The organism is Dokdonia sp. Dokd-P16, from assembly GCF_003095655.1.
Taxonomy (GTDB): domain Bacteria; phylum Bacteroidota; class Bacteroidia; order Flavobacteriales; family Flavobacteriaceae; genus Dokdonia.
The window spans coordinates 615317-627453 of the sequence record NZ_CP029151.1 but is presented as its reverse complement, the minus strand read 5'-3'; the positions used below and the strand labels follow the sequence as shown (position 1 = coordinate 627453).

Here is a 12137-nt window from a genome sequence, read left to right as displayed (position 1 = left end):
AAATTGTATCTAAGTTATATCTTTGCCTCTTATGCAATTTGACTTACTTACAACAGATCCTGCATCTCAAGCGAGAGCAGGAAAACTTACAACAGATCATGGTGTCATTGAGACGCCTATTTTTATGCCCGTAGGTACGGTAGCATCTGTAAAAGGTGTACACCAGCGCGAGCTTAGAGAAGATATTAATCCAGATATTATATTAGGTAATACCTATCATTTGTATTTACGTCCTAAGATGGACATTATGCAGAAGGCAGGTGGATTACATAAGTTTATGAACTGGGATCGACCTATTCTTACAGATAGTGGTGGGTATCAAGTGTACTCATTATCTAATAGACGTAAGATTAAGGAAGAAGGAGTGCGTTTTAAGTCTCACGTAGATGGGTCTATGCACTTATTTACACCAGAAAATGTAATGGAAATTCAGCGCCAGATAGGTGCAGATATTATGATGGCATTTGATGAATGTACGCCATATCCATGTGATTACCGTTATGCAAAGAGGTCTATGCATATGACGCATAGATGGCTAGATCGTTGTATAAATCATTTTAATAAAATCCCAGCGTTGTATGGTCATGAGCAAGCCTTATTTCCTATTGTGCAAGGGAGTACTTATAAGGATCTAAGAGCTCAATCTGCCGAATATATTGCAAATGCAGGTGCTTTTGGAAATGCCATAGGTGGTCTCTCTGTAGGAGAGCCAGCAGAAGAAATGTATGGGATGACAGAGGTTGTAACTGCTATATTGCCTAAGGACAAACCTAGATATTTGATGGGAGTGGGTACTCCTATAAATATTTTAGAGAATATTGCGTTAGGTGTAGATATGTTTGACTGTGTGATGCCTACAAGAAATGCTCGTAACGGAATGTTATTTACTGCCTACGGTAGTATAAATATTAAAAACCTGAAATGGGAGGATGACTTTTCTCCTATAGATGAGATGGGGCTTACTTGGGTAGATACAGAATATAGTAAAGCCTATCTTCGTCACCTGTTCAAATGTCATGAGTTATTAGGAATGCAAATCGCAACCATCCACAATTTAGGTTTTTATATGTGGTTAGTGCGTGAAGCTCGTAAGCATATTATTGCAGGAGACTTTGTGACTTGGAAAGAAATGATGGTAAAACAAATGGATAATCGTTTATAATTGAAAATTCTAGATTGGTATATAGTAAAGCGATACATCGGGACATTTGTCACGATGCTTGTGCTGTTTATACCTATAGGTATCATTGTAAATCTTGCAGAGAAGATTGATAAAATCTTAGCAAACGAAGTTCCTTTTGGTGAGGTGGCTTTATATTATCTCAATTTTACAATATACTTTGCAAATCTTCTTTTTCCTTTATTTCTGTTTTTGTCGGTCATTTGGTTTACCTCAAAACTAGCAAACAATACGGAGGTTATTGCCTTCTTGAGTAGTGGAGTATCCTTTTATAGATTCTTAAGACCATATATAATAGGGGCGACCATAGTTTGTGCAGGGGCCTTTTTCTTAGGGACTTATCTTGCTCCACGTGCAAATAAGGGCTACAACGAATTCATTTTTGAATACCTAAAGAAGAATAAAAAAGATCGAGATACACAAAACGTCTATCGACAGATTGATACAGGAGATTATATCTATGTGAGCAGTTTTACGCCACGTACTAAGACTGGGCGTAATTTTACTTGGGAGCATTTTGAAGGCAATAAGATGACTTACAAAATGAGTGCTACGCGTATTAGATATAATGAGGAGGATACTACTTATACCTTAAATAGTTTTAAGAAGAGAACGATTACAGAGGATGGTGATATACTTGAAAGTAAAGCAAAGTTAGATACGGTATTCAATTTTGATATGGATGATCTCACTCCTGTAGAATATATTGCAGAAACTTTGAGTACTCCAGAATTGAGAGAGTTTATAGCTAAAGAAAAATCAAGAGGATCTTCTTACATAAGTCGTTATGAAGTAACCTTGCAAAAACGCTATAGTTTACCCGTCGCAGCATACATTCTCACAATTATAGCAGTAGCTGTAAGCGCTATGAAGCGTCGTGGAGGGATGGGTATCAACCTTGCCTTTGGAATTGTGCTTGCTTTTGTTTTTATATTCTTTGATAAAGTTTTTGGAACACTTGCAGAACAATCAGATTTTCCACCATTGATTGCTGTATGGACACCTAACATACTTTTTGCTATACTAGCAGTATATCTTCTACGCAATGCAAAACGATAAGCTTAAAGCATACCTTCACTTTCACCTGATAGTATTTATTTGGGGATTTACAGCAGTACTCGGAGCGCTTATAACTATAGATGCCGTGCCGTTAGTTTGGTTCAGAATGGGCTTAGCAAGTATATTTATATTTGCATTTATAAAGATACGAGGAGTGTCTCTTGCAGTATCACGTAAAACATTAGTAGGTTTTGCTATTGCTGGTTTAGTCATTGCGGTACACTGGCTTACTTTCTTTGGAGCAATTAAGGAGTCTAATGTATCTATTACACTTGCTATGATGAGTACAGGAGCATTTTTTACAGCTTTACTCGAACCCATATTTTATAAGCGTAAAGTAATCTGGTATGAGTTACTTTTTGGAGCTATCGTTGTAGGGGCACTATATGTTATTTTTGAAGTAGAAACTGCTTATCAAACGGGAATATTATTAGCTTTATTTTCTGCATTTTTATCGGCAGTATTTACGTTGATAAATGGAAAGTTTATAGAAAATCATCATCCTACAAAAATATCTTTTTACGAGTTACTCATCGGGAGTCTGTGTGTGACAGTCTATCTTGTGGTTGCAAGGCCAGATACATTCTTTTCTGCACAGTTTTTTGCTCTAGCTACTATGGATTGGGTTTATATAGGGGTACTTTCCTCTGTATGTACAGCATATGCCTTTATAGCGGCTGTAGCGGTAATGAAACATTTAAGTCCATATACAATCATGCTTACCATTAATCTTGAACCAGTATATGGAATATTACTAGCCTTTCTAGTGCTAGGAGATGCAGAACAAATGAGTAAAGAATTTTACTATGGCGCGCTTGTAATTCTCGCCGTAGTTATTGCAAATGGAGTGCTTAAGAATAGTAAAAAATTCAAGGCTGTTAAAGAGGCTTGAGTCTCTTAAGAAAACCATTATATTTGTAGACTATACCTAACCGAAAGCAAAGCGCCATTGTGCGTCTTAAAACCTTGAGAATGGAATATTTAGATTTCGAATTACCAATCAAAGAGCTTGAAGAGCAACTGGAAAAATGTGCCTTAATAGGCCAAGAGAGCGATGTAGACGTTACCCAGACTTGTAAGCAAATAGAAAAAAAACTAGCTGCTACTAAAAAGGATATTTATAAAAATCTTACTGCTTGGCAGCGTGTTCAATTATCAAGACACCCTAATCGTCCTTATACTTTAGATTATATAAATGCTATCTGTGGTGATACTTTTTTGGAGCTTCACGGAGATCGCAATGTAAAAGATGACAAAGCAATGATAGGTGGCCTAGGAAAGATAGGTGATCAGTCATTTATGTTCATTGGTCAGCAAAAGGGTTATAATACAAAAACAAGGCAGTACCGTAACTTCGGTATGGCAAATCCAGAAGGTTACCGTAAGGCATTACGCCTTATGAAAAGCGCCGAGAAATTTGGAGTACCTGTAGTTTCTATAGTGGATACACCAGGAGCATACCCAGGTCTTGAAGCAGAAGAGCGTGGACAAGGAGAAGCTATTGCTCGTAATATTCTTGAGATGACACGTCTTAAAGTGCCTATTATTGTGATGATCATAGGAGAAGGAGCAAGTGGTGGAGCCTTAGGAATAGGTGTAGGTAACAAAGTGCTTATGCTTGAAAATACTTGGTATTCTGTAATCTCACCAGAGTCATGTTCTTCAATTTTATGGAGAAGCTGGGAGTATAAAGAACAGGCAGCAGAGGCTTTAAAGCTTACAGCTACAGATATGAAAAAACAGAAGCTTATAGACGAGATTGTAAAAGAACCATTAGGCGGAGCGCATGCAAACCGTCCAGAGGCTTTTCTTACTGTAAAAGAATCAATATTAAAAGCTTTTGACGAATTTAAGAACTTATCACCAACAGAACTCGTGGAACAAAGGATGAATAAATATTCAGAAATGGGAGTCTTCAAAGGCTAACAAGACCTTTTTCACTTGATGCCATAATCCGCGCTTTTCCAGTGCGGATTTTTTTACCCTTATTAACAATATTTTCTAGTTATTAACAGTTCAATTGTTAATGACCTGTGAGTACTACGCTTTCGCGAAAGCGTATCTCGCATAACTATTTATTTACTTTCGTAGCTATGGAACAAACGAAGCCGAAGCCAGCATATAACACTTCTAAGGGTCAAGTAATTAGCCTTGAAAAAGGGAAGATACCGCCACAAGCGCTTGATCTTGAGGTTGTTGTGCTTGGTGCGCTTATGATTGATAAGAAAGGTGTAGATGAGGTAATTGACATTTTATCACCAGAGGTGTTCTATAAAGAACAACACAAACATATTTTTGAAGCGATAAGAGTACTCTTTGAAGAAGGGCAACCAGTCGACTTATTAACTGTTTCTGAGCAGCTTAAGAAGATGGGTAAGCTCGATACAGCTGGAGGTGATTATTATCTGATCCAACTCACACAAAAAGTAGCTTCTTCTGCTCACATAGAGTATCACGCTCGTATCATCTTACAGAAGTTTATACAGCGTTCACTCATCAAAATTTCTAATGAAATTATTGAAGAAGCATATGATGAAACAACAGATGTATTTGACCTTCTAGATACTGCCGAAACAAAACTGTATGAAGTAACGCAAGGAAACGTAAAACGTAGTTCTGAGAGTGCTCAGAACCTTGTAATACAAGCGAAAAAGAGAATTGAGGAGATTGCAAATCAAGAGGGACTATCAGGTATTCCTACTGGTTTTCATAAAGTAGATGAGCTTACTTCTGGATGGCAACCATCAGATTTAATTATCGTTGCAGCTCGTCCAGGTATGGGTAAAACAGCGATGACGCTTACGATGGCTCGTAACATGGCAGTAGATCAAAATATACCAGTAGCATTCTTCTCGCTGGAGATGTCTTCCGTACAGTTGATTACTCGTTTGATTTCTTCAGAAACGGGATTGTCTTCAGAAAAACTGCGTACAGGAAAGTTAGAGAAGCATGAATGGGAGCAGCTCAACGTGAAAGTAAAAAGCTTAGAGAAAGCGCCTCTATTTATTGATGATACACCATCACTTTCTATTTTTGACTTGCGTGCAAAGGCAAGACGTCTTGCATCACAGTTTGGGATTAAAATTATAATGATTGATTACCTGCAATTAATGACGGGTGGTTCTTCACAAAAGGGTGGAGGAAACCGAGAGCAAGAAATCTCTATGATTTCTCGTAACCTTAAAGCACTTGCAAAGGAACTTTCTATACCAGTAATTGCACTGTCACAGTTGTCACGTGCGGTGGAGACGCGTGGAGGTAGTAAAAGACCTTTACTTTCTGACCTTCGTGAATCTGGAGCGATCGAGCAGGATGCAGATATTGTATCTTTTATCTACCGTCCAGAATACTATAAAATTGAAGAGTGGGATGATGATGAACGCAGCCCAACAGAAGGACAAGGAGAGTTTATCGTTGCAAAACACCGTAACGGTGGTCTCGATAACATACGTCTTAAGTTCGTTGGTCACTTAGGTAAGTTTGATAACCTTGATGACTTCTCTACACCATACGAGTTTGCAAGTAGTATGAATGCTGCGGCAAATGATGACACATTTAACCCTAATGCATTACCTAGTGCAGATGATGCTTTTGGAGGTCCACCACCAGGACTCCCAAGTGAGAATGAGGATGATGATGTTCCTTTTTAATTTCAGATGATTAGTCTCAAAATAGAAGTTGATTCTTTGAACAATCTTTTCAATAATCAAAGATATTTTTGAATGTAATAAACGATGTATGTTCTTTGATAAAGAAAACAATAAATTTCCTTATTCATCAAGTCGTAAAAGAGCAAGAGAAAATGCTGAATTATACGAAAAAGAATTAAAGCATAAAATGGAATCAAGTAGGATTACGTTGAAAAGTATTTATTTACTTTTTCTATTTGTTTTTATTTTGGGATTTATAATATGGGGTGTAGATAATTATAACGTCAATTATTTTTTGAAAAATTCTGAACGAACAAAAGCTAAAGTATTAGATGTAGTTCAACATCGTGATTTAAATGCTTCAGGATGGGGTTCAGCAGCCTATGACTATTACAATTTAAAATTGAAATATGTGATAAACACAGATACACTATCTGCAATTGTTAAATTCGAAACATATCAAAATTCTACTTATTTAAATGAGATACCAAAAATCGGCGATTCATTATATATACTATATATAGTAAAGGAACCTTCTAAAGTTCGTTTAGAAAATTGATATTTTATGATTCCATCAGGATGTTTTGTGGCACCTTTCTTGTCATAACAATTCCGTAAATTCAACGTTATAAAATTGACAATGAAGAAACTACTTATTTTATCCTTTTTGATATTGAATTTCGCTTTCGCGAAAGCTTCATATATCCTCATACCTATGGATATAGAGACACAAAGGGAGCATCTTAAAGCATATGGAATTACATACTGGTCACTTGATAAAAACCAAAAAGTAAAGTGGTTGCTTAACTATAGAGGCGGCTCATTTTTACTGCCAGATACCGAAGAGGTACGCAGAGAGTGCACTATACGTGGTGTTTCATATGAAGTATTATCAGACGGACAAACGGAACAAATTCTTACGGAAATAGCGAGTCCTTCTCAAAATATGGAAGCTGTAGTGCTAGAAAAAGCGCCAAAAATTGCCGTGTACACACCAGACAGTAAAGTGCCTTGGGATGATGCCGTGACCATGGTGCTTACTTATGCAGAGATTCCTTACACTACTATTTACGATACAGAAGTACTGAGTGACCAGCTTATTTTATACGACTGGTTGCACCTACACCATGAAGATTTTACAGGACAGTTTGGAAAATTTTATGGATCCTACCGCGCCGCGCCTTGGTATATAGAAGAGAAAAAAGCAGCCGAAGCACTTGCTGCCAAATTAGGTTACGATAAAGTATCTAAGGAGAAAGGCGATGTAGCTCTTAAAATACGTGACTATGTTGTGGGAGGTGGTTTTATGTTTGCAATGTGTAGCGCGACAGATAGTTTTGATATTGCGCTCTCTGCTGAGGGAGTAGATATTTGTGAACCAATGTTTGACGGAGATCCTAGCGAACCAGGATATACTTCAAAAATAGACTTCCAGAAAACATTTGCTTTCAAAAACTATAGTCTAGAACGTTCTCCTACTACATACGAGTTTTCATCTATAGATATGACGAGTAAACGTAAGATTCCTTTTCAAACAGATTACTTTACCTTAAAAGATTATAGTGCAAAATGGGATCCTATTCCTACGATGCTTTGTCAAAATCATACGGCTCTTGTAAAAGGCTTTATGGGACAGACTACGAGTTATGATCCAGAAACTATCAAGTCTAATGTGCTAGTAATGGGAGAAAATCTTACAAATGGTGAGGCGAGATACATTCACGGGATTAAAGGAAAAGGATTTTTTACCTTTTATGGAGGTCACGATCCAGAAGATTACCAGCACAGAGTAGGTGATCCTAAGACAGAATTAGAACTACATCCTAACTCGCCTGGTTATCGTTTGATCTTAAATAATGTACTGTTTCCAGCAGCACGCAAGAAAAAGCAAAAAACATAATAACATTGAATAGAGTATTTATCATACTAATTGCAATAGCCTTTGTATCTGTCTCTGATGCTCCAGAACGACTTCCTTGGCATAGCCAGCGTATACTGCAATGGTCAGATTTTAAAGGAACACCGAATTCTTTAGAACGCTGGGCAGCGATTTCTAGTACAGGTATCAGTCAAGGATATGCTTCTAATGGTGAGGGGTATATAGATAAAGCGAGCTTAACTGTTACTGCTCATTTTTATCCTGAGTATTCATGGGTGCGACATCAAGAAAAGAGCAAACATCTTCTGGCTCATGAGCAAACACATTTTAATATTACAGAAGTGTATGCACGTAAGCTTGAAGATAAAGTAGCCTCGTTTACGTTTACTTCAAATAGTCTTGAAGAAATTAAAATGCTCTATAAAGAAGTAGAGGAAGAGCGCATCGCTACTCAGCAATTATTTGATAAAGAGACTAACCACTCTATCGATCATATGAAAGAATTACAATGGGAGCTTAAAGTCACAAGATGGCTAAAAGGTGATTTTCAAGATTAGAAATCTCAATGTTGTATCTAAAAGAAAAACCCGAATTTCTATTACAGAAATTCGGGTTTTGTATGTTGTATAAAATCTAAAGACTAGTTGTAGAATGGTACTTCTACACGAGCATTACCCCACGCCATGTGAAGGTGAGCTCCTTGATCTACTGGCATAAATTCCATTCCAAAATACTCGATAGCATCATCTGCTTGTGTTACCGGTACTGTGATACGAGCTACATCATTTGCTTCTTTGTAGAAGTAAGAACCCCATACATTAAGGTCAGAGTTTAAAATGATGGTCCACTCAGCACCATTAGGCATTGCATACATTGTGTACGTTCCTGCTTTTACTGGCGTCGTTCCTAGTTTCATATCCTTGTAAAGAGTAATCTCTGCTGCTTCATTTGCACCAAGTCTCCATACTTTACCGTCTGGAGCAAGTTTTGAAAGCTCACGCTCTTTAAGCTGAGGGCGGCTATATGTTACTTTTACTAGCTTATTTGATTCCTTGTAATTAGATGGAAAAGCCGCTTGATCCATTGGGCTTTTATCTACATTAAAATCTTGTGCATTCACAGATGGTGCAGCAACAAATGCTAGTGCCACCATAGCAGTCATAAAAAACTTTTTCATAATAGTAATATTGTTTTAGAGTTAATTAGTCTTGAAATAGCTCTCAAGGCTCCTTCAAAGTTATGTTGTAAGTCTCACAAAAGTGCTAAAACTTTCAAAATGTTTTAGAAGTACGCTTTCGCGAAAGCGTATACCTTCACATTAATACGTTTATGTGTAATAAAGTTATAATATGTAACTGTATTTATATTCTTCGTTTTATTAATGGAAGTGTAATTGCATATTTGCCTTATCAATAACAATAAATATATAAAATCATGTGTGGAATTGTATGTGCCTTTGATCTCAAGGAGAAAGCCGAAGATTTACGTCCTCAATTATTAGAAATGTCAAAAAAAATACGCCACAGAGGGCCGGATTGGAATGGGGTTTTTAATAATGAGAATGCCATCATGACACACGAACGTCTGTCTATAGTAGATCCAGCTTCTGGGAAACAACCGTTATTTTCAAAAGATAAGAGTCTTGTACTCGCAGCAAATGGAGAGATATATAACCATAAAGAATTGCGTGAGACCTTAACTGGTGATTACGAGTTTCAAACAGCATCAGACTGTGAGATCATACTCGCACTTTATAAAGAACACGGTCACGACTTTTGTGACAAGCTCAATGGGATTTTTGGCTTTGCACTATATGATGTGGAAAAAGACGAATATTTTGTAGCTCGTGATCATATGGGAATTATTCCGCTATATATGGGATGGGATCAACACGGGACTTTTTATGTAGCTTCTGAGTTAAAGGCACTAGAAGGTGTTTGTTCAAAAATTGAATTATTTCCTCCAGGACATTATTACTCTAGTGTGAGAGGAGAGCTTACACGCTGGTATTCTCGTGACTGGATGGAATATGATAACGTAAAAGATAGCGAGTCAAGTATAGAAGAGTTGCACGATGCACTTGCGGCATCTATAAAGCGCCAACTTATGAGTGATGTGCCTTATGGGGTATTACTTTCTGGAGGTCTAGACTCATCCATCACAAGTGCGGTTGCAAAGCTATATGCAGAAAAGCGTATAGAATCTGGTGATGAGCAAGCTGCATGGTGGCCACAGTTACACTCTTTTAGTATAGGACTTAAAGGTTCTCCAGATCTTGCAGCTGCTCAGGTGGTAGCAGATCATATAGGGACAGTGCATCACCCTATTGAGTTTACAATACAAGAAGGACTAGATGCTATACGTGATGTAATCTATCATCTAGAAACGTATGATATCACCACGATAAGAGCGAGTACGCCTATGTACTTAATGGCACGTGTGATTAAATCTATGGGAGTGAAAATGGTACTCTCAGGAGAAGGAGCAGACGAGATTTTTGGAGGATATTTATACTTTCATAAAGCACCAAATGCAAAAGAGTTTCATGAGGAGACTGTGCGTAAACTAGATAAATTACACATGTATGACTGTCTACGTGCAAATAAATCACTTGCAGCCTGGGGTATAGAAGGACGTGTTCCTTTCTTAGATAAAGAATTTATGGATGTCGCAATGCGCCTTAACCCTCAAGATAAAATGATAACTAAGGAGCGTAAGATGGAAAAATGGATCTTGCGTAAGGCTTTTGAAAAGTATTTACCAGAAAGCGTAGCCTGGAGACAGAAAGAGCAGTTCTCAGACGGTGTAGGTTATTCATGGATTGATAGTCTTAAGGAAGTAGTAGATGAAGCTGTGAGCGCAACTCAAATGGAAAATGCACATCATAGATTCCCTATCCATACGCCTCAAAATAAAGAAGAGTTTTACTACCGTACCATTTTTGAAGAGCACTTCCCAAGTGATGCTGCAGCGCTCTGTGTACCATCTGTGCCAAGTGTAGCTTGTAGTACACCTACAGCACTAGAATGGGATGAAGCCTTTAAAAACATGAATGATCCATCTGGAAGAGCGGTGGCTTTTGTACATGATGATGCTTATTAAGAATATGTAAATTGTTAAATAGAAAAACCGCTTTATCTTAAAAGATAAAGCGGTTTTTTAATGCGTGAAATTGAATGACATTTATTTAATCAATACTCACTTTATTGATAGTAAATTTCATATCTCCTAGAGGACCTGTAATTTCATTAATTCTAGAGTTGGTGTAGTATAAATCACCTTTGTAAATACTAAAGGTATCTGCCCAGCGCACTTGGTCACCCTCAATAAGTGTAGAAACTTCTTTAGTGTTAGTATCCATTTTCATCACCTTATTATTTTCTAAGTCGGCGAAGTATAGGTTACCAGAATCATCAAGTATCATCCCATCTGGTGCGCTCGTTTTTTTAACTAAAGACACGCTATTTTCTATCTCTTCTTGTGTGCCATTAATAAGTGTTGCTGTTGGGATAGCATATAAGCTATAACCACTTAATGCGTGGTAATATAAAATGTCATTATTTACATCTAATGCAATACCATCAGAATGTACTGTGTTCTCCCAAGTACTGCCATCAGGAAATGTAAGTTGGTTTACTTCAGCTAGTGTTGAGGTGTGCTCATTTAAAACTCTTTTAGATTCGCCAGACTCAAGATCTAAAACTACAAGTCCTGCATGTCCAGAGTCTGTAAAGTAAGCCTTATTGTTTTTTGCATCTATACGCACATCGTTTATGTATGAGTCTTTATGGATGCTACTTTCTGTAATAGTGTAGGTGCGTTTTAATGAGTTTGTCGTTAAGTCGAATACAAAGATTTTAGGGTTATCAATCACTCCGCCAAATAGTGGATTACGAGTATCCACTACATACAGATCATCTTTAAATGCAACTACAGATTGCACCGCTACAAAAAGCGAATCATTAATTTCTTTTCCATCTTCCCATGTATTCCACTGTTCATTAGGAAATGCGACTGACTCATTATTTTCTAATACTTCAACTACAGAGTTTTCTACACCTTTTCTCCATCTTGGGAAATTAGCAAATATTCTTCCCTCATTACTCACCGTTACACCTGTAACCTGTTGTCCTGTAAAAGAAGCTACTTCAGTGATTACAGGGCTTTCTTGGGTGTCTTCTACTTCTTTTGTTTCTGTAGCGTTCTTGCAGCTTATAATAGAAAATATAACAAGCAGCGATAGTATTGTTTTGTTCATAATATGAGTTTTATAATGTATGGTACTTCTTTAACCTTGCAAAGATAGTACGGCTATACACGCCTAGCGAATAGAAAGTGTTAGGCTTATTATAAAATTCAAAAATATTGT

The 12137-nt window shown here is 37.2% G+C and carries 11 protein-coding genes; 9 read left to right on the top strand and 2 right to left on the bottom strand.

The annotated features are described in order from the left end of the window. The first annotated feature begins 31 nt into the window (after nucleotides 1-31). The 8 genes from tgt to DCS32_RS02840 all read left to right on the top strand — a co-directional run bounded on the left by tgt (nucleotide 32) and on the right by DCS32_RS02840 (nucleotide 8325). Nucleotides 32-1162 carry a tRNA guanosine(34) transglycosylase Tgt gene (gene tgt, locus DCS32_RS02875; RefSeq protein ID WP_108876903.1) on the top strand — a complete coding sequence of 377 codons (1131 nt, stop codon included), beginning with the start codon at nucleotides 32-34 and terminating at the stop codon, nucleotides 1160-1162. After that, nucleotides 1163-2239 (top strand): LptF/LptG family permease, encoded by a 1077-nt coding sequence (locus tag DCS32_RS02870; protein WP_108876902.1) that lies wholly within the window; start codon nucleotides 1163-1165, stop codon nucleotides 2237-2239. Next, the gene (locus tag DCS32_RS02865) at nucleotides 2226-3131 is read left to right on the top strand and encodes a DMT family transporter (protein WP_108876901.1); all 906 of its coding nucleotides are present in this window, start codon (nucleotides 2226-2228) and stop codon (nucleotides 3129-3131) included. The genes DCS32_RS02870 and DCS32_RS02865 overlap by 14 nt, the downstream gene beginning before the upstream one ends. A gap of 80 nt (nucleotides 3132-3211) precedes the next feature. Next, nucleotides 3212-4165 carry an acetyl-CoA carboxylase carboxyltransferase subunit alpha gene (locus tag DCS32_RS02860; RefSeq protein WP_108876900.1) on the top strand — a complete coding sequence of 318 codons (954 nt, stop codon included), beginning with the start codon at nucleotides 3212-3214 and terminating at the stop codon, nucleotides 4163-4165. A 167-nt stretch (nucleotides 4166-4332) separates the two neighbouring features. Further along, nucleotides 4333-5889, top strand: coding sequence for a replicative DNA helicase (dnaB, locus tag DCS32_RS02855; RefSeq protein WP_108876899.1), 1557 nt, complete (start codon nucleotides 4333-4335; stop codon nucleotides 5887-5889). Nucleotides 5890-5977: 88 nt separating this feature from the next. After that, nucleotides 5978-6448: a hypothetical protein gene (locus tag DCS32_RS02850; protein ID WP_108876898.1), complete on the top strand. Its 471-nt coding sequence runs from the start codon at nucleotides 5978-5980 to the stop codon at nucleotides 6446-6448. A gap of 81 nt (nucleotides 6449-6529) precedes the next feature. Then, nucleotides 6530-7789, top strand: a complete 1260-nt coding sequence (locus tag DCS32_RS02845) for an asparagine synthetase B (RefSeq protein WP_108876897.1) — start codon at nucleotides 6530-6532, stop codon at nucleotides 7787-7789. A 5-nt stretch (nucleotides 7790-7794) separates the two neighbouring features. Beyond that, nucleotides 7795-8325 (top strand): hypothetical protein, encoded by a 531-nt coding sequence (locus DCS32_RS02840; protein WP_108876896.1) that lies wholly within the window; start codon nucleotides 7795-7797, stop codon nucleotides 8323-8325. Nucleotides 8326-8408: 83 nt separating this feature from the next. Here the strand turns inward: DCS32_RS02840 and DCS32_RS02835 are convergent, their stop codons facing one another. Further along, nucleotides 8409-8945: a DUF2911 domain-containing protein gene (locus tag DCS32_RS02835; RefSeq protein WP_108876895.1), complete on the bottom strand. Its 537-nt coding sequence runs from the start codon at nucleotides 8943-8945 to the stop codon at nucleotides 8409-8411. Nucleotides 8946-9202: 257 nt separating this feature from the next. Between DCS32_RS02835 and asnB the strand changes: the two genes are divergently transcribed. Then, entirely contained in the window at nucleotides 9203-10870 is a 1668-nt protein-coding gene (gene asnB / locus DCS32_RS02830) for an asparagine synthase B (protein WP_108876894.1), read from the top strand. Nucleotides 10871-10955: 85 nt separating this feature from the next. Here the strand turns inward: asnB and DCS32_RS02825 are convergent, their stop codons facing one another. After that, on the bottom strand, nucleotides 10956-12026 hold the full coding sequence (locus DCS32_RS02825; protein WP_108876893.1) for an L-dopachrome tautomerase-related protein: 1071 nt from the start codon (nucleotides 12024-12026) through the stop codon (nucleotides 10956-10958). Nucleotides 12027-12137 lie beyond the last annotated feature (111 nt).

Excerpts from the sequence above, each read along its gene's own strand:
- DCS32_RS02835 (WP_108876895.1), bottom strand. The coding sequence starts at position 8,945 with ATGAAAAAGTTTTTTATGACTGCTATGGTGGCACTAGCATTTGTTGCT.
- DCS32_RS02845 (WP_108876897.1), top strand. The coding sequence starts at position 6,530 with ATGAAGAAACTACTTATTTTATCCTTTTTGATATTGAATTTCGCTTTC.
- DCS32_RS02825 (WP_108876893.1), bottom strand. The coding sequence starts at position 12,026 with ATGAACAAAACAATACTATCGCTGCTTGTTATATTTTCTATTATAAGC.
- DCS32_RS02850 (WP_108876898.1), top strand. The coding sequence starts at position 5,978 with ATGTTCTTTGATAAAGAAAACAATAAATTTCCTTATTCATCAAGTCGT.
- dnaB (WP_108876899.1), top strand. The coding sequence starts at position 4,333 with ATGGAACAAACGAAGCCGAAGCCAGCATATAACACTTCTAAGGGTCAA.
- tgt (WP_108876903.1), top strand. The coding sequence starts at position 32 with ATGCAATTTGACTTACTTACAACAGATCCTGCATCTCAAGCGAGAGCA.
- DCS32_RS02865 (WP_108876901.1), top strand. The coding sequence starts at position 2,226 with ATGCAAAACGATAAGCTTAAAGCATACCTTCACTTTCACCTGATAGTA.
- asnB (WP_108876894.1), top strand. The coding sequence starts at position 9,203 with ATGTGTGGAATTGTATGTGCCTTTGATCTCAAGGAGAAAGCCGAAGAT.
- DCS32_RS02860 (WP_108876900.1), top strand. The coding sequence starts at position 3,212 with ATGGAATATTTAGATTTCGAATTACCAATCAAAGAGCTTGAAGAGCAA.